The sequence below is a fragment of the Paenibacillus sp. J31P190 genome (assembly GCF_059692075.1).
The window spans coordinates 1-21,150 of the sequence record NZ_JCAUAS010000017.1; the positions used below are offsets into that span (position 1 = coordinate 1).

Annotated in this window: 18 protein-coding genes; 3 read left to right on the forward strand and 15 right to left on the reverse strand. The window is 45.8% G+C overall.

Annotated features, from left to right (window positions below; all coding sequences use genetic code 11):
• Positions 1-361 precede the first annotated feature (361 nt).
• From AC58U0_RS25080 to AC58U0_RS25115, 8 genes are all read right to left on the reverse strand, one after another.
• The gene (locus tag AC58U0_RS25080; RefSeq protein WP_497381639.1) at positions 362-613 is read right to left on the reverse strand and encodes a hypothetical protein; all 252 of its coding nucleotides are present in this window, start codon (positions 611-613) and stop codon (positions 362-364) included.
• A 101-nt stretch (positions 614-714) separates the two neighbouring features.
• Positions 715-1,626, reverse strand: coding sequence for an N-acetylmuramic acid 6-phosphate etherase (gene murQ / locus AC58U0_RS25085; RefSeq protein ID WP_497381640.1), 912 nt, complete (start codon positions 1,624-1,626; stop codon positions 715-717).
• 39 nt (positions 1,627-1,665) lie between these two features.
• On the reverse strand, positions 1,666-2,685 hold the full coding sequence (locus AC58U0_RS25090; protein ID WP_497381641.1) for an N-acetylglucosamine kinase: 1,020 nt from the start codon (positions 2,683-2,685) through the stop codon (positions 1,666-1,668).
• A gap of 1 nt (position 2,686) precedes the next feature.
• The gene (locus tag AC58U0_RS25095) at positions 2,687-3,511 is read right to left on the reverse strand and encodes a carbohydrate ABC transporter permease (protein ID WP_057306676.1); all 825 of its coding nucleotides are present in this window, start codon (positions 3,509-3,511) and stop codon (positions 2,687-2,689) included.
• Between the two features lie 15 nt (positions 3,512-3,526).
• Positions 3,527-4,456 carry a carbohydrate ABC transporter permease gene (locus AC58U0_RS25100; protein ID WP_057306677.1) on the reverse strand — a complete coding sequence of 310 codons (930 nt, stop codon included), beginning with the start codon at positions 4,454-4,456 and terminating at the stop codon, positions 3,527-3,529.
• 28 nt (positions 4,457-4,484) lie between these two features.
• Entirely contained in the window at positions 4,485-5,789 is a 1,305-nt protein-coding gene (locus AC58U0_RS25105) for an ABC transporter substrate-binding protein (protein WP_497381642.1), read from the reverse strand.
• 41 nt (positions 5,790-5,830) lie between these two features.
• Entirely contained in the window at positions 5,831-6,853 is a 1,023-nt protein-coding gene (locus tag AC58U0_RS25110) for a serine hydrolase domain-containing protein (RefSeq protein ID WP_497381643.1), read from the reverse strand.
• The gene (locus AC58U0_RS25115; protein ID WP_497381644.1) at positions 6,846-7,703 is read right to left on the reverse strand and encodes a MurR/RpiR family transcriptional regulator; all 858 of its coding nucleotides are present in this window, start codon (positions 7,701-7,703) and stop codon (positions 6,846-6,848) included. The genes AC58U0_RS25110 and AC58U0_RS25115 overlap by 8 nt, the downstream gene beginning before the upstream one ends.
• A gap of 695 nt (positions 7,704-8,398) precedes the next feature.
• Between AC58U0_RS25115 and AC58U0_RS25120 the strand changes: the two genes are divergently transcribed.
• The 3 genes from AC58U0_RS25120 to AC58U0_RS25130 all read left to right on the forward strand — a co-directional run bounded on the left by AC58U0_RS25120 (position 8,399) and on the right by AC58U0_RS25130 (position 12,418).
• Positions 8,399-9,844, forward strand: coding sequence for a spore germination protein (locus AC58U0_RS25120; RefSeq protein ID WP_497381645.1), 1,446 nt, complete (start codon positions 8,399-8,401; stop codon positions 9,842-9,844).
• Positions 9,845-9,899: 55 nt separating this feature from the next.
• Positions 9,900-11,057, forward strand: a complete 1,158-nt coding sequence (locus tag AC58U0_RS25125; protein ID WP_497381646.1) for a Ger(x)C family spore germination protein — start codon at positions 9,900-9,902, stop codon at positions 11,055-11,057.
• A 248-nt stretch (positions 11,058-11,305) separates the two neighbouring features.
• Positions 11,306-12,418, forward strand: a complete 1,113-nt coding sequence (locus tag AC58U0_RS25130; RefSeq protein ID WP_497381647.1) for a GerAB/ArcD/ProY family transporter — start codon at positions 11,306-11,308, stop codon at positions 12,416-12,418.
• Between the two features lie 15 nt (positions 12,419-12,433).
• Here AC58U0_RS25130 and solA read toward each other — a convergent pair whose 3' ends face one another.
• From solA to hutG, 7 genes are all read right to left on the reverse strand, one after another.
• Positions 12,434-13,567 (reverse strand): N-methyl-L-tryptophan oxidase, encoded by a 1,134-nt coding sequence (gene solA, locus AC58U0_RS25135; RefSeq protein ID WP_497381648.1) that lies wholly within the window; start codon positions 13,565-13,567, stop codon positions 12,434-12,436.
• Between the two features lie 25 nt (positions 13,568-13,592).
• A complete protein-coding gene (locus AC58U0_RS25140) occupies positions 13,593-14,216 on the reverse strand; it encodes a HutD/Ves family protein (RefSeq protein ID WP_497381649.1) in 624 nt (207 codons plus the stop codon).
• A gap of 92 nt (positions 14,217-14,308) precedes the next feature.
• Complete coding sequence (locus AC58U0_RS25145) at positions 14,309-15,586, reverse strand: NAD(P)-dependent malic enzyme (RefSeq protein ID WP_497381650.1); 1,278 nt, start codon at positions 15,584-15,586, stop codon at positions 14,309-14,311.
• 39 nt (positions 15,587-15,625) lie between these two features.
• On the reverse strand, positions 15,626-16,906 hold the full coding sequence (locus AC58U0_RS25150) for a Glu/Leu/Phe/Val family dehydrogenase (protein WP_497381651.1): 1,281 nt from the start codon (positions 16,904-16,906) through the stop codon (positions 15,626-15,628).
• A 38-nt stretch (positions 16,907-16,944) separates the two neighbouring features.
• Complete coding sequence (hutI, locus tag AC58U0_RS25155) at positions 16,945-18,228, reverse strand: imidazolonepropionase (protein WP_497381652.1); 1,284 nt, start codon at positions 18,226-18,228, stop codon at positions 16,945-16,947.
• Between the two features lie 82 nt (positions 18,229-18,310).
• The gene (hutU, locus tag AC58U0_RS25160) at positions 18,311-19,975 is read right to left on the reverse strand and encodes a urocanate hydratase (protein WP_497381653.1); all 1,665 of its coding nucleotides are present in this window, start codon (positions 19,973-19,975) and stop codon (positions 18,311-18,313) included.
• 30 nt (positions 19,976-20,005) lie between these two features.
• Positions 20,006-20,974: a formimidoylglutamase gene (hutG, locus tag AC58U0_RS25165; protein WP_497381654.1), complete on the reverse strand. Its 969-nt coding sequence runs from the start codon at positions 20,972-20,974 to the stop codon at positions 20,006-20,008.
• Positions 20,975-21,150 lie beyond the last annotated feature (176 nt).

Sequence of the window (21,150 nt, forward strand, 5' to 3'; positions counted from 1 at the left end):
GTCTCATTGTAATGTTGTCTCTTCACACTCATGGCGCCGGCACCTCTTCGATTTATTAGATTTATTATCTGCCTGAATCTAAGAGGTGTCCACTTTTTATTCTAAGTCCAATTCGCTTCTGTTTATGTGTTAACATCCAAATTAACAGCAAATAAGCGCGGGAAACGCGCTTATTCTGGAGCGCCCGGACAAATAAGCGCGAAATATGCGCTTTCAGCAAGTGCTCTACGCGCCGAAGCCCACCCACTGAGTCCGAGAAATTTACTGCTTTGCATAATTTCCAATACAATAAAAAAGTGGTCAAATCCACTCGATTATAGGTCGGCTTGAAAGCGAAACTCTGTGGATTGATTTCGAACATTTAGGCTGCAAATCTGAGGATCGCGGGGAACGAGGTGCCGTTATTTCGGTGATTATGTCGATGCGGGACCCGCACGCGGAACGCAGGGGCCTTATTTTGCCGTTTTACCGGTTTTTCCACCTCGAAAGCGGGAAATAAAGGCTGCTCGTTCCGCGAAAACGTGAAATACGCTGTTTTGAGCAAAATAAAGCTTCTACGTTCCGTTAAAATCTGGTGATGTCGGGTGCGTATCCCTTCCATTTCCGTTTTCATTTTACACCACTTATCCATAGATCGGCATCTTGCATAATTTCCAATACAATAAAAAATGCCCAAACTGATTACTATCAGCATAGGCATTATTTAAAATAAAATTATAAAGTTTGTTCGAGCTGCTTTACAGCATTACCGAAATGATCATTTACTTGAACAAGCGCATCCAAAGCTTTCTCACGGCTTACGCCAAACATCAGCATTAGAATCGCGACTCTTGCATCTCCCTTAGCTTCCATTCCGATGCGACGAGCTGTATCTTCATCTGTACCAGTCGCCTCTTGAATAATCCGCACGGTACGATCCCTAAGTTTCTTATTCGTCGCCTGAACATTTACCATCAGATTCCCATAAACTTTGCCCATTTGAATCATCACTGTCGTCGAGATCATGTTGAGAACCATTTTTTGCGCTGTTCCCGCTTTTAATCTTGTCGACCCCGTAATAATCTCAGGCCCGACAGGCACCTCGATCGGATATTTCACAACAGCACTAAGCTGCGTATCCCGATTACAACTTATGCCGATCGTTAATAGACCCAACCGGTTAGCCTCTCGTATAGCGCCAATCACATAGGGTGCGGTTCCACTTGCTGTAATACCGATGACTACGTCACCAGCTCGTGCAACATCTGCTATCGCGCGCACACCAGCATCTTCATCATCTTCAGCGTTTTCTACCGCTGCACGAATGGCTATTTCTCCTCCAGCAATAATGCCGTTCACAAGCTCCGGCTCAACACCAAACGTAGGCGGGCATTCGGATGCATCTAGAACGCCGAGACGGCCACTGGTTCCAGCTCCAATGTAGAAAAGTCGGCCGCCGCGGGTCATCGCTTCGACCACCGCCTCAGCGGCATCAGAGATTTGCGGTAAAGCTCCGTTAACGGAGAGAGCTACCGTCTGGTCTTCTTCATTCATTAGAGTCACGATTTCCCGAACAGTAAGTCGGTCAAGGTGACTTGACTTTGCATTTCTCTGCTCGGTAACCGTTTGATTAACTTGTTGTACCACGTTACCTTGCCTCCTTTTTATCAATACGCTGCTTTGCGTCTATTTACGAAAAACAAATGCTGCTATCCGTTGTTTCATTACTTCCGTTAATTCAAAGCCCCGTTCCTGCAAGGCAAGAAGATAGGCTCCAATCACGGGTGGCCGCTCGAGCAGCCGGACATCGAACATGCCGGACTGTATCAACGGTGTCTGCATAAAGCGATGCTCGAACATTTGATCTGAAAATAAGCCGCCTGTTATCACAAGAGGGATTGTATTTTCTGCCAAATCATGGTTATCGCTTTCCTTCATTGGGTGTTGTTTCTCCATGGAAGTTATAACCGTCTTTACGAGCTCTTCTAGCTCCTGAATCGCTTCTTCCACGAGCTTAACAGCAATCGGATCCCCATTGGCTGCAGCTTGCATGACGAGCTTGGATCCATCCGCAATCGCGGTCCGTACATTGTTATGGCCATAAATGGTGTTGATCAATTGCCCAGGATGCTGTAAGGACCAACGTTCAAGAACTAACCCTGTCAAAGCTGTAGGCTCTCCTCGGCCGTCATACGCCCGCATAACAGCCACAAGCGCTTTCCGCCCAAGATCAAACCCGCTTCCTTCATCGCCGAGTAAATAGCCCCAGCCTCCGACTCTTACAAATCCGCCCGTCGACGGATCGAATCCATACGCGATGGAGCCTGTGCCTGAGATGAGCGCAATGCCCTTCTGTCCCCAAGTACCAGCAGCCAACGCGGTCACTGCATCATTGTGGACGGTGATCGGAACACCTTCCGGCAATTCGGTTTGCAGCCAGTCGCCGATCCGTTTCCGGTCTTCGGGGCGGTCACTCCCGGCCAAACCAAGGAAGATCCCACCTAATTGGGACATTTCTGTACCCGATTGGTCTAATACATCCCGGATGAGTGTGAGCAGAACACGCTGAACATCTTCCCATGGACGGGACTTCACACTGCTGGATTCACCGCGGCTTTCAGCCAAAATGTTACCTTCCGCATCGCCGAGAATACATACTGTTTTGGTCCCACCGCCGTCAATCCCAATATATTTAGTTTCAGCCATCTTATTTCACCGCTCCTGCCGTCATGCCTTCCATAAACTGTTTCGACGCTAGGAAAAACATGACAATCATTGGCACTGAAGCCAAGGTTAAGCCAGCGAATAGCATACTTAAATCTGTAGAGTACTGTCCGAACAGTGACAGCATGCCAACCGGTATCGTCTTTTTCATATCGTCTTGGATAAAAATCAGCGGGAAGAAGAAATCGTTCCACGCCATAATAAAATTCATAATCATGACCGTCCCCAGTGCTGGGCGAATAAGCGGCAGCAAAACGTGCCACATGACACCGAAATCCGAAGAACCATCGATGCGCGCTGCTTCCTCGAGCTCCTTCGGCAGCGTTCTAAAAAAGCCAGTTAAAATCAGGACAGCGAGCGGCATTCCGATCGCCGTATATACGCTAACAAGCGACCAAACGCTATTCAACAGGGCTAGCTTCTTCATTAATAGGAACAAGGGAACGATCCCAAGCTTAATTGGAATCATCATGCCTAAGAGGAAAAAGAAGAACAACGCACCATTCCAACGGAACGGATATCGTGCAATATAAAATGAAGCCAAAACGCCAAACAGCAAGATCAAAGCTACGGAAACAACACTAACCACGACACTGTTCCAAAAATAAGTTCCAAACGGAATTTGATGGATTAGCTTACTATATGCCGTAAACGATATAGAAGTCGGAAGCGACATCGGGTTTTTCAAAATCTGGATATTCGTTTTGAAAGAGGAGGTCAGCATCAGAAAGATCGGATACAAACTGACCAGTGCACCCAAGTACGCCGCAGCGTATTGGAGCCCCCGAACGGATTTGTTGGTTTTCATGGTGTGCCTCCTTTCTTAATGCTGTGACGATTGGTTCCTTGTGAAGTACAGGAACAACGCGGAAATGGTTGCGATAATGAAAAATAGTACGACTGCCAATGCCGAGCCCAGGCCTAATGCGACCGAATCGCCGCCAGACGAGCCGCCAAACGCAATCCGATAAAAGAACACAGCAAGCGTGTCAGTGGAGTTGTAAGGTTCCCCTTGCGAACCTTCCATGGCATAGATAAGTTCGAACGCTTCGAATGCATGAATAAAGGTAAACACCGTAATGATGATTAATGACTGACTCATCATCGGCAGAATAATGGAACGGATCAACCGGAAGCCTTTTACTCCGTCCAATCTCGCCGCTTCAATGACTTCTGTCGATATAGCGTGCAAACCTGCAAGAAATATCAACATGGAGAAGCCTATGCCAAACCAGCTGTTGACGATTGTAATGGATGTTAACGCATAAGCCGGATCCCCGAGCCAAGGCTTAGCCCACGAAACAAGACCGATCTTTTTGAGCAGCACATTGACAATTCCATTGTTCGGGTTCAGCATAAGTTTCCACAAAAAGCCTACGACGATGACAGAAAGCAGCCTCGGTAAAAAGTAAGCCATTTTCAAAAAGTTCGAACCCTTAAGCTTGCTGTAAACCAGATAGGCAAGCACGAACGCAATCACGTTCTGAACAGCCATTTCAACAGCAAAATAATACAGATTATGACCGAACGCATTCCAAAATAAATGGTTGAACGGTTCTTTTGTAAACAGGCTCACAAAGTTGCCCAGCCCCACAAACTCCCCGCGGGTGTGACCTTTCCAGTCATAAAAACTGTAACCGAAAGCTGAAAGGATCGGATAGATCACGAAGAGAATGTAAACGGCGAGGGCAGGAACCGGGAACAGATGAACTGCTCCCTTTTTCCACCAAGACGATTTTGCAAAGTTATTCATGTGCCCCCACCCCTCTTCTTAAACTGAATTATTTCTTAGGCTTGAACCATGTATCTGCACTCTTTTGAACTTCTTCCGTCACTTGCTCCGGAGTCAATTTGTTCAAATACATGCCTTGAATTGAGTTTTCTAAAGTAGCTTTGGTTGTAGGGTTGCCTGCATTGAAATAGACAACGGATGCGTAAGGTGTAGAAATCGTATCAGCATTCTTAGCAATTTTGGCTACAAGCGGATCTTTCGCCGCGACACCTGGGATTGTGCTTGGTTTTTGCAGTTCGTTAACAGCTAGCGCTCCGAACTCTTTCGTTGTCAAAAACTCCATAAATTTCAGAGCTTCCGCCTTATGAGCAGATTTCGCATTCACTGAAAACGATCCGTCTACCCAAGTTGTAACTGTTGCTTTGCCATCAGCTTTCATTGACGGTACTGGGAACACATCCATTTGCAGGTCTGGATTCGTTTTCTTCATAACAGCATATTCCCAATCGCCCATGACCATCATGGCTGCTTGCTCGGAAACAAACATGTTTCTCATATCGTCCATCCCGATCCCTACATAATTATCTGGGAAGTATGGGGTCAAATCTTTGAGCATTTTAATCGAGCTTACATATTCCGGGCTTTTGAAATTCGCTTCGCCAGCAAGAATCTTCTTAATGAAATCAGTCCCATAAACGGACGGTGCAAGTGTACCTTGAGTCAGGGATAGAATCCAACCTTCTTTTGAGCCGAAAGCAAACGGAGTTACTTTATTTTTCTTCAAAGTATCCGCTGTTTTCAACAATTCATCCCACGTTTTAGGCTCGGTCAGATTATATTTTTGGAAGATTTTCTTGTTGTAAAATACTTGCGTGGAGCTGAATACAGTCGGTACGCCGTAGACTTTTCCATCTGATCCTGTAGCGGCCAGCAACGTGTCTTTCGAGAATACGTCCATTCCTTTGAGGCTGCTCAGCGGCTCTAAATAACCGGCATCTGCTAACACAGCACCTGCCGCATAAGGACGAAGATGAATAATATCAGGGCCATTTCCACTTTGCAGACCTGTGTTAAGCGCAGTGTTATATTCCGTATTTTTAATCGGCTTGAAATCAATATCAATGTTCGGGTTGCTTTTCTTGAATTCAGCAATGATTTTAGCGTAAGCATCCGCATCTTCCGTACGCCAGCTTCCCATTGTCAACTTCACTTTTTCCTGAGGTGCTGCCGATGGTGCTGTACTAGCTCCACCAGGTGTCGTGCTAGGAGTTGCGGTATTGCTGCTGCTGCAAGCGACAAGCATGGAAGAAGCAGCGACCATAGTTAATAATGCCCCACTGAATAAACGTTTCATTTAGAAAGCCTCCCTTTAATGTTTACTTATATATTTTAACCTCATGATTGAAATGAGGACAAAACCGCTTCATGCAAAATTGGACGCAGCTCCCGGATCTTATTGTTTCGCCCCAAATGAACCGCATTGGTAAGAAATACGACGCTGATGCCCTGTTCGGGCTCAACCCACAAGCTCGTTCCTGTAAAACCTGTATGACCGAAGCTACCCGTAGGCCAGCTTTCTCCGCAGCTCGGGACATTGGCGGGATCATGCTTGACCTCCCAGCCAAGTCCGCGGCCGCCTACGGGAGCAGCTGTGGTTTCTCGCATTAGCGATGGCGGAACAATATCCCAACGTTCCGGCTGCAACCACCATGCCGCATAGCGGGCTAGATCGTCCGCTGTTGCGAATAATCCCGCACTGCCGGTAACACCTCCGAGGTGGAAGCTCTTTTCATCATGAACTTCGCCGATGATGTAAGCTCCATCTACCTGTTCGGTTGCAGCAATACGATCTTGAAGTTCGGGGCCGGGGTTAAAAACCGTATTCTGCATCTCAAGTGGATCGAATATATGCTGCTTAACAAAGCGATCCAACGGCTCGCCAGACACTCGTTCTACAATAATCCCTAGGAGGATCATACCGAGATCACTATACAGCTTTTCCTTACCTGGCAGAAATAAAAGCTCTTGCGCCAGAATTTCCTCGATTAGGTTAGGCCGAGCTGCTTTGCGCGGAAAATATGGCAAATCCGGCGGCAGCCCGGACGCATGCATCAAGAGATGACGCAGTGTGACTTGCGAATGGCGGAATGCAGGCAAGTAAGCCTGCACGGAGCTATCCAGCGACAGTTTCCCTTTGGCCACTAGTACAAGAATTGCTGGAAGTGTAACGGTTACCTTCGTAAGGGATGCGATGTCAAACATTGTGTTCAAACGAATTGGATGTTCCTTTGTGCCGTCGGAGAATGATCCATATGCTTTTTGAAATCGCAAGCTGTTCGATACAGTAATATCAAGCACAGCGCCGGGCAAGAGCCCATCGCGCACCCATCCTTCTACCAAGCGGTCCACTTTATCCATTGCGTTTCCCCGCCATGACGGCTTGTCTCGTCTTTTCTAGAGATTTGATGCTTTCCTCATAATGACGGCCAGCGATGCCGGCGTACAAAATATCAATCACGTTCAGTTGAGAAATCCTTGAAGCCATCGCCCCGCTGCGAATGCTCTTCTCTAAGGTGCTTATAAACAACTGTATATCCGCAAGCTCCGCTACTGGATTAGCTCCAAACCGGGTCAGTGTAATGACAGAGGCACCGTTATTCTTAGCGACAGCGAGAGCACGAATCATGTCTTCGGTTTGGCCTGAATAGGAAATACCGAAAACTACGTCACCGGGAATTAGATTTGCTGCAATGGTTGCTTGAGCATCAAACCCGGTGCCCATTTCACACCAGCGATTAATACGCGTTAGCTTTTGCATGAAATCCTTCGCGATAACCGCCGATGCGCCTACACCGAAGACACCAACTTTTCTTGCGCTGCTCAGCGAATGAATTGCTTTTTCCACACTTTCCGGAGAAAGTACCGTTAATGTATCTTGGATAGAAACAATATTGTTATTGGAAACCGATTTAATGAGATCTACGATAGATCCGTCAGTGCGGATTTCTTGGTACGATTCTGCAGGTAAGGACGATTGTGATAAATCACCCGCGATCCTCAGCTTCAACTCTTGAAATCCTTTACAGTGAAGGGAGCGTGATAGCCTAACAATCGTCGCTTCACTTACGTGAGCAAACTCTGCCAGCTTCTGCACAGAAAGGCTGACTACCTGTTCCGGATGCTCCAAAATATATTGTGCAGCCCTGCGCTCCATCGGCTTTAAGCTCCCTATAGCCGCTTCTATACTTACTAATCCACCTTTTAACATGGGAGTCACCCTCTACGGTTTCATGTGTAGTTTTGAACTTGCATATCCTTATTATAGAGTTTTATTTCACTTTGTCTATATGTTACTGAAATTTTATTTCACATTTTACGTTTACGCTTAAAATCATCGTTACAGCGCGAGACAGACAAGGTTGAAACATCTGGCAACGATGTAAAACATCGTTGCAAGTTGCACGTGGCGTGGATATCAGGCCTTATCTCACCTGTATTAAAGGGTTGCTCTCTGTCAGCCAAAACATATAAATTCTTATCTTATAAAAAAACTGAGGCTCTGCCTCAGTTCCTTGTCTAATGCATATATTTCCATCCCATTTCCATCCTCTTTCTATTCTTCTCTGTATCTAGAATTTCAGTTACAAACCTAAACCTTAGCCAGCGAACATACGCGGCGCGTCGGACTTTAAGCGCCTTTTCGGCGCTTAGCAAGTAAAACATCTTGTCACATACTTGTTGCCCCCCAGGCTGGAGCTGCATCAGATGGTTGTTTTAGATGTTAATATTGTAAAACGGACCTATTCGCAACATTTGCGATAGAGCCGTTTTTCGTTATTCTTTGGATATTCTAATGTCCATATCTTTGTATTGCATAATCCTAGGAATAAAAGCGAATAATTCCTTTATTATGAAATGTTTCCGATTTGACCTAAGATCATTTCACTTTGAGGGGATTGGAAAATGGAACTAAAACAGGAACCTATCAGTACTTCCGTTTCCCAAAATCTTGAGAAATTATTGCAATATTTTAGTCAAAATGAATATCTGGTTGTCAGAAATATCACTAAAAATGACGGCCAATCGTTAGCGTCTATTATTTACTTGAATATCCTTGTTGATGAAAACATCTTAAATCAACAAATCATCCGTAAAATGTCCGAAGATCTTCTTTACTGGAAGGGACCCGTTGATGATGCGATAACAGGATCGTTATACTCGTTAGGCGCAGTTAGACTTTTGCCAAATTTAGATGCGGTTGTGAGCATGATTACGGATGCAGGCTTCGTTATTTTTGTTGAAGGTCGCTCAGAGTCATACGGAATGATGTTGCCTGGATATGAAACGCGCGCGATAGACGAACCAAAGCTTGAAGTCAACGTACGTGGGCCACGTGAGGGGTTCACCGAAGATTTGCAAATTAATTTGGGAATGGTTTATAGAAGACTGAAGACATCGGATTTGAAATCGAAATCCTATATCATTGGACGACGGAGTCAAACAAAAGTATCCGTCTTGTATCTCGATAATCAGGTTGATCATACCGTATTAGAAAAATTGAAGAGAAAACTCGAAGCGATAGACTTGAATATTCTAGTAGATAGTGCACAAATAGAAGAATGGATTCAGGACAGTACGTTTTCGCCTTTCCCACAAATTCTAAATACGGAACGCCCCGACCGGATTGTTACGGCCTTGAACAGAGGGAAAATCGCGATCATAACGGACGGGACTCCGATAGCTTTAATTGCCCCCAGCTCTTTTTTCGAGATGATGCATCCCAGCGAAGATCTTTACGAAAGGTTTTATTTTGCTAACTTTTTGCGCTTAATACGGTTGATTACGCTATTCACTTCCCTTTTTGGGCCTTCTTTATATATCGCACTGACGACCTTCCATCTGGAAATGATCCCTACGCCGCTAATGATGGCCTTCCTTTCTGCCAAAGCGGGGATCCCCTTTCCAAGTTTTATTGAAGCTTTCATCATGGAAGTGGCTTTCGAAGTGCTGCGAGAAGCCAGCCTGCGTCTGCCTCGCGCTGTCGGCCAATCTGTCAGTATCGTAGGTGCTCTCATCATCGGAGAAGCAGCGGTACAGTCGGGAATCGTTTCCCGTCCGGTTGTGATCGTGGTTGCCATGACAGGAATTGCATCCTTTACAATTCCATCATTTAGTACAGCCATCGCTTTGCGAATGTTACGGTTTCCTCTCATGCTTCTTGCAGCTTCTACAGGTGTCTTTGGGCTCTCTCTGGGATTGTTCGCAATCCTTTTGCATCTATGTTCCTTACGGTTCTGTGGAGTACCATTCTTAGAACCGGTCGATTCTGAAAGCTTAAAAAATACATTTAAGAAATTCATCCTCCTTCCGGCCCGATATCGAAGTTCCTCATCGTATAAGAGGAAATAAGATTGTAAGGCAAAGGTGAAGGGGAAATTTATTTTTGGAATTGAAGGCGAGGGGTATGAAGAACGTTAAATGGTTTCTGGCTATGTGTTCAATCTTGTCACTATTAGTGGGCTGTTCACCTGATAATAAGGAAATCAGCGATATTGATTTAGTTATGGCAACTGGTATTGATTATGACAAGGAAAGCAATAAATATGTAATTACTGTTTATTGTGTTTTACCCGCATCGACAAGTACGGAGAAAACAGGTAAACAGATGGAGTTGGTTGATAGTGCAGTTGGAGATTCGATATTGGACGCTGCAAGAAATATGCGTAACCGTGTAGGTAAATCCTTGGTATGGCAGCATAATAAATTCTTTATTGTAGGTGAAGCTGCAGCACGTCATTCCCTCTATGATATCGTAGATTTCCTAACAAGGAACCGTCAAATCCGCATAACAGGTCACCTACTTGTTAGTGAGGGAAAAGCAGAGGATTTACTGAAAAGAAAATCCAATATTAGCGAACTTACTTCGAATGTGCTGCTAGGGATCGTCCGAAATGAAAAAGAGTGGGGCAAGAGCTACAGTCTAATGATACATAAAGTGGCCGACCGCTACACTAGTCCATACAGGGGCTTTGTTTTAGGCAGAATAATGACGTCACCAAAGTCTGTTTCCTCTCCATCATCGCTGCTTTTTAATGGCGGAGCTGTTATTAACAAAGGGAAATTCGTTGACTGGCTGGATGGAAATGATGTGCGGGTTGTCCATTGGTTATCTGAGAAAAGTAAATGGAAAAACTATGAATTTACAGAATCATTGGAATTCAAATCCACGAAAGTGTCCTATTTTCTTCGAATCTCAAAAAGAGAAATTCACAGCGATTACGTCAATGGCAAACCAAAATTAGATGTCCAGTTGAATTTCAAAGCGACTTTGGGTGAAATGAATCAATATCTTGCACTGAGCGATCCGGTTATATTGGCTCAATTGGAACAAGTTACCTCCAAGCATTTGGAGAAAATCATTCATGATAGCTTAAAACATTTTCAACAAGATCTGAAAGTAGACCTACTTGGGGTTTCTGAATATTTCATCCAGCATCATCCAAAGGAATGGAAAAAGCTAAAAAAGGATTGGGATCATGTATATCCGACAATGTCAATTCCTGTTCATGTCAATGTAGAAATTGAAAAACTGGGCATGTCCCAAATCATAGGTGGCCGATAAATGCTTCTTAATAACTCGCTCTGCTTAATAGCTATTTGTTTGGGGCTGAAAGGATCTATTCGCTTATGGAAACAACAGACTAAAACAGATGCTATAGTTCTCCTGTTGTATTATCTCGTTATAATCGTCTATTTGAATCCCTTCATGGGTTTTTCAAAGCTTACCTTGGAGTCCTTAAACAAGATTATTTATGGTCCTGTCTCCGATTACATGATAGACCTATTAAAAGTACGAGTGGAGGAATGAAGATGACCGATTCTGAAAAAATCAATCATGGTCAATTGGGATTTCTCTGTTTTAGTTATTTGTCCGGATTCTCTACCTTGTTTTTAATTGAAGCCAAGCTGGTCAAGCAGGATGTCTGGATTTCAAATCTTCTAGCTATTGTTTTTTCAATAGGAGTATTATGGCTTCTATCCTATGTTCAATCGCAGCATCCTCAATTAAGTATGACGGAAGCTTGCGAAAAATTGTTGGGAAAATGGCTTGCCAAACTCGTACTTGTCATCTATCTTATCTATTTCCTTGATACAGGTGTGTTGGCTTATCGCGCAATATCTTGGTTCTATACGACGGCTATCCTTCCACACACCCCCCCTAACTTTTTAATTTTACTCATTGTGTTGGTTAGTTCCTATTCCGTTTATTTAGGTTTAGGTACTTTAGTACGCACGGTTCAATTTATCCTACCGTTTTTCATTCTATCCATCAGCATCGTCAGTTTGTTTATTCTGCGTGAAGTGGAAATTAATCCTTTCCTGCCCATGTTTCAAAGCAAATTATCCACAATCATTTACGGTGGGATGCTGTCTTTCGGTTTTCCATTTGGAAAATGCGTTGTCTTCTCTTTTCTTCTATCACGGGTAAAAAATACAAAAAAAACGTTCTCAAGTTTAACAACTGCAGTAGTTTTATCAGGTATTTATTTGTTACTGGCAAGTTATTTAACATTCGGTGCGCTTGGCATACATTTAACCAAATTGTCGGCGTTTCCCTATTTTACTTCCATACAATTAGTTAAATTCGGAGAATATATGGAAAGGATAGAAATTCTTATCATCGCAATTTGGACCATTTTCACTTTATTTGAACTTATTGTGCTTCACTACGTTTTTTTACTCGTGATAAAACAAATTTTCAAGATCAAAGAGACGAAACCTTTTATTTTACCTACTGGACTATTGTTCTATGTTTTGGCTCAGATTAGTTATACAAAGATGATGGATTTGGGAGCCTATGACTTTGAAATTTTTCCCTTCTCCTCACTAATCCCAACCTTAATCATACCTGTCCTTTTAGCTATTATAACTTGGGTAAGAACGCGGCAGCGTAAAAATGAGCCCTCGCTAGCACACAACTAGCGAGGACTCATCCTTTTATTTGAAACGATTCATTGAAAATAACGAAATGTCATACTCACTTTTGCCTGTCGTAATAAGCTGGGATAAGATTTCGCCGACTACACTGCTAAATTTAAACCCATGTCCGGAAAATCCGGCGGCAAAGGCGATATGCGGATACTCTGGATGTGCATCTATAATGAAATTTTCATCGGGAGTGAGGGTGTACGTGCAGGTTTTTCCCTTGCGCAGTTCCATATTGGCAAGAGGCATAAACCGGCTTAAAAACATTCGTAAGTCTTCTTCATCCTCCTGAAGTGCCCCAAACTCGGGAATGGCTTCATCTGGATGAATCCGAACTCCCCCATCATGACGTCCTACCTTAAGACCAGCTCCCCCCATGCTGGGAAAACCGTAATAATGTCCCAAGGAGGTTTCAAACGTAAACGCAGGAAAGCGTTCCTCCCCGAATAAAAAGTCATCTGCTTCAAACCAGGCAAACGTCTTTCTTTTCGTAACAAGCGGTGGATGGATATTCATAAGAGGAAGCAGCTTAGAAGACCATGCCCCCGCTGTAACGATGAGCGCGCGTCCCTTATAACTTTCGTCGGCTGTTTGGACCGTCACCCCGTCAGAATCGATAGACAACTCTTGGACGGATGAATTCGTTAAAATGGTAACTTGATGACGTTCCAACAGTTCCCGATAAGCACGAATACATTCCTCGCTTTTAAGCACACCTGAATTCGATTCGAAGCAGCCCACGTAGCCCTCTGGAAGCGAAATTCCAGGCCATATTGTATGGATTTTGCTGGAATCCACTGTTTGCAGCGGAAGTGAATAGGCCTCGGAGCTAGAAACAACTTGTTGGATAAAGGTTGAATCACGAGTACCTACATTCAGCACCCCGGTTTGGTAGAACAGTTTTCTTCCCGACTCTCGCTCTAGATCGAACCAAAGCTTTTGTGCTCTGAGGGCTAACGGAACATAACTCGTCCCTTCTCCATAGGCATGCCTGATGATACGAGTATCGCCATGATGTGCCCCGCGATCGTGCGGAGGGTTAAATGAATCCAGCAGTAAAACGCTTTTCCCTTTAAGGGTCAAATAATAGCCTGCAGCCATCCCCATCGAACCGGCACCAACAATAATTACGTCATAGTTCATCATTCCATAATTCCCTCCAAAAAAAGGTTCAACTCACAATACTGGCTCGAATGACATATGCTGCAGATTCATTGCCAGAATGGCTTATTTGTATATTCACTTTGTCCAATGAAACTCTCCATGATAGTACGCAGAAGTCGCCTTTCTCCAACCATAGAGACTGATCTTCATTTATACTACATCTTACTCGGCCCTCGGTACAATAAAAAGCTTCTGTCACTAGTGTAAATTCCACATCATCCTTGTGGCATTCGATCTCCTGAGAAGTTCCTTCTTTGATCCATAAAGCTTCTAATTCTCCCCGGCATCCCGCCGCTGTGATGAGATTGAAGTCTGTTACTTTCCCCATACTCCGGGTGACCCATCCACCGCTGAAGCTTTCCTGTTCGTAAGGCATTAATCCCACTTGATGTGATCCCTCATATTCTAGAATCACCTCTCCTTTAATAACCATAAGCTTTCTCCAAAAATCAGGAAGGCAGGTAAACAAAGACTGCTCATCTTGAATGCTGGCCGTGCTGATTCTCCATAAAAAATTCCGTTTATTATACTCCGCGTTTTCAGGATATATGGCTAGCTGCGTTGTCGTTCCACCTGACCAAGCGGACGTTATTTGCATATTCTTTTTAATGACTTTGATCGAATAAGACATATAGGCATCTCCTTGAAAATATTCCATAAACGAATGAAAAAGAGGACCTGGAAATGCCAAGTCCCACCTACTAATCTGAACTATGCCTACTCTTACTTTATCATGTCAGCGTACCAAGAAAAATACGAACCTACCGCGTCGTTTTTGCGGATCAGCTTCTTTGTTCTATCCTTAACCTCTTCCGCATGGATGTATAAACGTGCGCACCCCGTATCCATGGCTGCTTGAGCAACGGCAGCCGCCACATTCGGAGCAATCATAGGATCAAATGGATTCGGAATCACATAGTCCCGATTTAACTTATGGGCTGGAACCAAACCGGCAATGGCGTAAACAGCGGCTAGTTTCATAGCCTCATTAATCTCTCTGGCACGCACATCTAGTACGCCGCGAAAAATGCCCGGAAACGCTAATACATTGTTGATCTGGTTGGGAAAATCGGAGCGTCCCGTGCCAACGATCGCAGCTCCGGCAGCTTTCGCTTCTTCCGGCATAATCTCCGGCACCGGATTCGCCAAGGCAAATATAATAGAATCACGGTTCATGGAGCTGACCATCTCTTTCGTAAGCGCCCCCGCAGCAGAAACTCCAATGAAGACATCGGCTCCTCTCACTGCATCGGCGAGATTACCTGTTAGATGATCTTTATTCGTCATCCGTGCTATTTCCAGCTTGAACGGATTCATGCCTTCTTGTCTTTCTTCATGGATAATACCCTTCGTATCGCAATCGATGATATCCTTAGCACCCATATGGCCCAGAAGCTTCATGGCCGCTATGCCGGCTGCGCCTGCCCCGTTAATAACCACACGAATTTGGTCCATCGTTTTGTCGACTAATTGGAGAGCATTGATTAATCCGGCCGCAATGACAATAGCCGTACCATGCTGGTCATCATGGAAAACAGGAATAGCGCATTCCTTTTTCAACCTCTCTTCAATTTCAAAACAATCCGGCGCGGCGATATCTTCTAAATTAATACCGCCGAACGAAGGTGAAAGCTGCTTAACCGTCTCAATCACTTTCTCTTTATCCAACGCATCTAAACAGATCGGAATCGCATCGACGCCAGCAAATACCTTGAAAAGCAAAGCTTTTCCTTCCATCACCGGCAAAGCTGCATGCGGACCGATATTTCCCAAACCGAGCACAGCCGTTCCATTGGTAACGACGGCAACCAGGTTTCCTTTCATCGTATAATCGTATACTTTATCTTCTTCCATACAAATGTCTTTACAAGGCTCTGCAACTCCCGGGGAGTAGGCAAGGCTCAAATCACGGACAGTGCCTACCGGAACCTTGGCAATAACCTCAAGCTTTCCGGCATACTTTTTATGCATGTGAAGAGCATCTTCACGTAAATTGTTCATGATTCATCACCTTCCAAGGCATTTTGTTCAGAGCATTGATTAAATCCATCCGCGCCATTTTATCGCTTCCACCATTCGCTTTAAACCAACGATGTAGGCTGCCAATCTCATATCTACTTGCTTCTGCAAGGATAATTGATAGACGTTGTAGAAAGATTTTTTCAATATTTGTTGAAGCTTTTCATTCACTTCTTCTTCATTCCAATAATATCCCTGATTGTTTTGGACCCATTCAAAGTAAGATACGATGACCCCGCCTGAGCTCGCAAGCACGTCTGGAACGATCAAAACACCTTTATTGGTCAAAATTTCAGTAGCCTTCAAAGTTGTCGGTCCATTGGCTGCTTCTACCAAAATCTTCGCTTTAATATCGAAGGCATTGTCTTCTGTGATCTGGTTTTCAATCGCAGCTGGAACTAAAATATCACAATCTTGGATTAACAACTCTTGGTTCGAGATGGCATTCGGGAACAAATTCGTCACCGTTCCAAAAGAATCACGTCGATCTAATAAATACTGCACGTCCAAGCCTTCAGGATCGTAGAGAGCCCCTTGAGCATCCGAAATGCCCACCACTTTGGCACCAGCCTCGTGAAGGAACTGAGCAAGAAAGCTGCCTGCATTGCCAAAGCCTTGGATAATGACTCGCGCGCCCTCAATCGGAATCCCTGCAACATGAGCCGCTTCTCTTAGCAATAGCACCACGCCCATGGCAGTAGATGATTCTCTTCCAATCGATCCGCCTAAGACGAGCGGCTTGCCGGTAATAAAACCTGGCGAATCGAATTCCCGAATCCGGCTGTATTCATCCATCATCCACGCCATGATTTGTGAATTCGTGAACACGTCCGGCGCCGGAATATCCTTGGTCGGCCCGACTAGCTGGCTAATTGCCCGTACGTAACCACGGCTTAACCGTTCCAGCTCGCCGAAGGACAGCGTGCGTGGATCGCATTGGATTCCGCCTTTGCCTCCGCCGTAAGGCAGATCGGCAATGCCGCATTTAATGGTCATCCACATGGAAAGAGCCTTCACTTCATCTTCGGTAACACCGGGATGGAAGCGAATTCCGCCCTTGGTCGGTCCGACCGCATCATTATGCTGCGCACGATACCCAGTGAACACTTTCACCGAACCGTCGTCCATTTTCACAGGAATGCGTACGGTTAGCAACCGAAGCGGTTCCTTTAGCAATTCATATAAGGATTCCGCGCATCCCATTTTGTCGAGAGCAGCTTGGATAACAAGCTGCGTTCTGCTCAAAACATTCAAGCTTTCCGCCTGCATAGGCTTCTCTTTTACTTCCGTCGGAGCTTCCATGATGATCCCCCTTGAGTCTTCGTACAGACTGTATCCCTTTAATGAATCCGTTTGCCGTCCGTGACTACCATTTTTCCTTGCTTGAATACGGAATGAACATGGTTGATCCCAAAGTGATAAGGCAGATAGGCCAAGTTATCCGCATTGTAAATAACCAAATCTGCTTGTTTGCCCGCTTCCAAACTGCCAATCGTACCCGCTTTTCCGATCGCGTGAGCCGCATTGATGGTTACGGCCGTCAGAACTTCCTCCGGCGACATCCCTAAATTCAGACAGCCCAGCGTCATGACGAGCTGTATGGATTCCGTTGGCGAACTTCCCGGATTATAATCCGTGGATAAAGCTACGGGAAGTCCCATTTCAATCATCCTACGCGCTCGGGCGTGATGCTTCAGCCTTAAATTAAAGGAGGTAGCTGGCAGACAGACAGCAATGACGCCCGCCCGCTGCATCGCTTCCAATCCTTCATCTGATGCGGCGATCAAATGCTCGGCGGAGATACAACCCAGTTTGCCGGCAAGCTGCGCGCCGCCCATCGGCTCGATTTCGTCAGCATGGATTTTCAAGCCGAAGCCCATCGCTTTTGCAGCCAACAGAATTTGTTCCGATTCTTCCACAGAAAATACGCCGTGCTCACAAAATACATCGCAAAATTCAGCAAGTCCCTGACGTTTCACTTCGGGGAGCATTTCTTCAATGATAAGCTGAACGAATTCTTGAGACCGGCCCTTATATTCTTCTGGCACCATATGAGCACCCATGAACGTAGACACCAAATCAACCGGATGTTCCTGATTGAGTTTGCGAGTGACCCTGAGCTGCTTAAGCTCATCATCCAGCGTTAGACCATATCCGCTCTTGGCTTCTGCTGTGGTAACCCCATAAGAAAGCATCGTATCCAAGCTTTTTTTAGCCTTTACGTACAACTCTTCTTCCGAAGCCTGACGGGTTGAGCGGACTGTACTGAGAATCCCGCCGCCTTGAGCTAAAATTTCTAAATAAGAAGCGCCTTTCAGCTTTAAGGCTAATTCATTCTCGCGAGAACCGCCGTGAACCAAATGCGTATGAGGGTCGATAAGTCCAGGGGTAACAAGCTTACCCTCAGCATCATGCTTATGAGTTATCGGCCGTTCACCGATTTGTGCCAAAACTTCTTCTTCCGTTCCTACTCCAACAATGATACCGTCTGTGATTGCCACAGCTCCTCTTCGAACTGCTGCAACCTCTGACATTTCATCGCCTCGGCGCGGCTCCTGAGTTCCTTGCATGGTGATCAGTGTGCCAATATTATGGATCAGCAGGTCAATCCGATTGTTCTCCATCGTTTCTCCCCCTCGAAATACAGCAAGCCCGATCGGGCTTGCTGCAAGTTATCTTCATTCTTTTATATATATTCAGTAACGATTAGATACCCATCATCGGTACGCGAACGCCGCGTTCCTTCGCCGTTTGAATGGCAATGTCATAACCCGCATCAGCGTGACGGATGACGCCCATTCCAGGGTCCGTATTCAAGACGCGCGCTAATCTTTCGTCCGCTTCTTTGGAACCGTCCGCAACGACAACCATACCTGCGTGCAGGGAGTATCCCATGCCTACGCCGCCGCCATGATGGACGGAAACCCAGCTCGCACCGGATGCCGTATTCACTAGCGCATTTAATATCGCCCAGTCGCCAACAACATCGCTGCCGTCCTTCATCGACTCGGTCTCACGGTTTGGAGAAGCCACGGAACCGCAATCCAGATGATCACGTCCGATAACGATTGGCGCGGACAGTTCACCATTGCGCACCATTTCGTTAATGGCCAGACCCATCTTGGCCCGTTCCCCGTAACCCAACCAGCAAATACGCGCTGGTAGACCTTGGAAAGCAACTTTCTCTCTTGCCAATTCGATCCATTTACGCAGATGCGCATTGTCTGGGAACAATTTCAAAGCAAGTTCATCGGTTTTATAGATATCCTCCGGATTACCGGAGAGTGCCGCCCAACGGAACGGTCCTTTTCCTTCGCAGAAGAGCGGACGAATGTAAGCTGGAACAAATCCAGGGAAGTTAAAAGCGTCCTTAACCCCTTCATCAAGAGCTACTTGGCGGATGTTGTTGCCATAATCAAATACGGTTGACCCCAGTTTTTGAAGATCAAGCATCGCCTGCACGTGCGCAGCCATCGACTTTTTGGAAAGCTTCACATACTGTGTCGGATCGTTTTTACGCAAGTCAGCCGCAGCTTCCAATGAGTAACCGACCGGTACATAGCCGTTAAGCGGATCGTGAGCCGAGGTTTGATCGGTTACGAAATCAGGCACAATTCCCCGTTTCACAAATTCCGCGAAGACCTCTGCAGCGTTTCCTACTAGCCCAATAGCGAGCGCTTTTCCCTCTGCTTTCGCTTCGTTCGCAAGCTTCAACGCTTCATCCAGATCGTAAACCATGACGTCGCAATAACGCGTGTCGATTCTGCGTTGAATACGGGTCGGATCTACATCTACACCAATAACGACGCCATCGTTCATCGTTACTGCGAGAGGTTGAGCGCCGCCCATACCGCCAAGTCCGGCCGTTAAAGTCAAAGTACCTCTTAATGTGCCTCCCGAATGCTGCCTAGCTGCCTCTGCGAAGGTCTCATAGGTTCCTTGCAAAATGCCTTGCGTACCGATATAAATCCAGCTGCCAGCCGTCATCTGGCCGTACATCATAAGACCCTGCTTATCGAGTTCATGGAACGTCTCCCAGTTGGCATAGGCCGGAACAATGACCGAGTTGGAGATGAGAACCCGCGGCGCATGCGAATGCGTTCTGAATACGCCAACCGGTTTCCCGGATTGTACAAGCAGTGTTTCATCCGCTTCCAGGTTCGTTAGACATTCTACGATCTTGTCATAAGACTCCCAGTTCCGCGCAGCCTTGCCAATTCCGCCATAGACGACGAGATCTTCCGGACGTTCGGCTACGTCAGGGTCCAGATTGTTCATCAACATACGCAGGACAGCTTCCTGCTGCCACCCTTTTGCCGTTAGCTTCGTTCCGTGTGCTGCTCGAATCGTACGTTTGACTGTTTGTTCCATGAATAGTCACTCCTCTATGTTGTGTTCGATTTAGTTTCGTTTCATATATCCCGTCAAGAAAGTTAAGATAACATGCAAGGCGGTCCTGACCGTAGCTCTGCGGGGATCTTGCATAGGATCCACACAAACAATATCAAAGCCTCGCACCTTAGGATGCTGTCCTAATAGGAATACCGCTTCCAACAGCTGCCATGAGGTCATTCCTGCTGGAACGAGCGCTGGCACACCTGGCGCATATGCTTGATCCAGTACATCCATGTCAACGGTTACATAAATAGCATCCGTCCCGTCACCGGCAACCTCCAGCGCCTTTTCCACCAAAGCTTCGATTCCTTCTTTGGCTACCTGACGCGCCGTATATTGAGTAATTCCTTGCGCCATGGCGTATTCATGATACGCTCTTGAATTGGCAAAGCTGTGAAGTCCGATTTGCGCAATGTGGCGGCCTTCAACCGTGCCCGATTCAATCAACCCGCGGATTGGCGTTCCGTTGGAAGGACCTCCATCCTCCAGATTCCGGACATCCATGTGGGAGTCAAGCTGAACGATCCCCACCTTTCCACCGACATGATGCTTAAAGGCTTTCACAGAGGGGCACGTAATGGAATGATCGCCGCCTGCAATAATCGGGAACATATGAGGCATGGCTGCATAAATGTTCTTCAGCCCTTGTTCAATATTGGCATGACAGCGCAGCAGATCCGTCACATGCATCTGAATATCTCCAAGATCACGTGCTTGCAATTCCTGCAAATCGACACCGTGGTCGATACTGTACGTTGTCACATTCGCAAATAATTCCCGCAAGGCATTCGGTGTCATCGAAGCGCCTGAAATACTGATTGACGTCTTAGAAAGCGGAACTCCGATGAAACCGACTTGGACTTCTTCCTCGCCTTCCCAAGGGGTCAACCACTGGGATACCTTGGTCTCGAATCGATCCCGCCAATTGGAGTTTCGTACGAATTCTGGCGGATTCAGCAGTTCAATTTGTCTCAAAGCTGCTTCCCTCCTGTAGGTTGATGAAACAAAGTTTGTTTGTTTCTATGACTCCATCATACTGAAAAATGGGGCATCTGAATCTAGCCGAATTTGCGGAAAGGTAGCACAATATTACGATTTACCTCGGAATTGAACATTCCGATGAAAACGCTTAAAAGCCAACCCCTGAGCGG

What these genes read in the sequence shown, in the direction of transcription:
- AC58U0_RS25080 (WP_497381639.1), bottom strand. Translation starts at nt 613, where the DNA reads ATGAAAACGGAAATGGAAGGGATACGCACCCGACATCACCAGATTTTA.
- AC58U0_RS25090 (WP_497381641.1), bottom strand. Translation starts at nt 2,685, where the DNA reads ATGGCTGAAACTAAATATATTGGGATTGACGGCGGTGGGACCAAAACA.
- AC58U0_RS25095 (WP_057306676.1), bottom strand. Translation starts at nt 3,511, where the DNA reads ATGAAAACCAACAAATCCGTTCGGGGGCTCCAATACGCTGCGGCGTAC.
- AC58U0_RS25100 (WP_057306677.1), bottom strand. Translation starts at nt 4,456, where the DNA reads ATGAATAACTTTGCAAAATCGTCTTGGTGGAAAAAGGGAGCAGTTCAT.
- AC58U0_RS25105 (WP_497381642.1), bottom strand. Translation starts at nt 5,789, where the DNA reads ATGAAACGTTTATTCAGTGGGGCATTATTAACTATGGTCGCTGCTTCT.
- AC58U0_RS25110 (WP_497381643.1), bottom strand. Translation starts at nt 6,853, where the DNA reads ATGGATAAAGTGGACCGCTTGGTAGAAGGATGGGTGCGCGATGGGCTC.
- AC58U0_RS25115 (WP_497381644.1), bottom strand. Translation starts at nt 7,703, where the DNA reads ATGTTAAAAGGTGGATTAGTAAGTATAGAAGCGGCTATAGGGAGCTTA.
- AC58U0_RS25120 (WP_497381645.1), top strand. Translation starts at nt 8,399, where the DNA reads ATGGAACTAAAACAGGAACCTATCAGTACTTCCGTTTCCCAAAATCTT.
- AC58U0_RS25125 (WP_497381646.1), top strand. Translation starts at nt 9,900, where the DNA reads ATGAAGAACGTTAAATGGTTTCTGGCTATGTGTTCAATCTTGTCACTA.
- AC58U0_RS25130 (WP_497381647.1), top strand. Translation starts at nt 11,306, where the DNA reads ATGACCGATTCTGAAAAAATCAATCATGGTCAATTGGGATTTCTCTGT.
- solA (WP_497381648.1), bottom strand. Translation starts at nt 13,567, where the DNA reads ATGATGAACTATGACGTAATTATTGTTGGTGCCGGTTCGATGGGGATG.
- AC58U0_RS25140 (WP_497381649.1), bottom strand. Translation starts at nt 14,216, where the DNA reads ATGTCTTATTCGATCAAAGTCATTAAAAAGAATATGCAAATAACGTCC.
- AC58U0_RS25145 (WP_497381650.1), bottom strand. Translation starts at nt 15,586, where the DNA reads ATGAACAATTTACGTGAAGATGCTCTTCACATGCATAAAAAGTATGCC.
- AC58U0_RS25150 (WP_497381651.1), bottom strand. Translation starts at nt 16,906, where the DNA reads ATGGAAGCTCCGACGGAAGTAAAAGAGAAGCCTATGCAGGCGGAAAGC.
- hutI (WP_497381652.1), bottom strand. Translation starts at nt 18,228, where the DNA reads ATGGAGAACAATCGGATTGACCTGCTGATCCATAATATTGGCACACTG.
- hutU (WP_497381653.1), bottom strand. Translation starts at nt 19,975, where the DNA reads ATGGAACAAACAGTCAAACGTACGATTCGAGCAGCACACGGAACGAAG.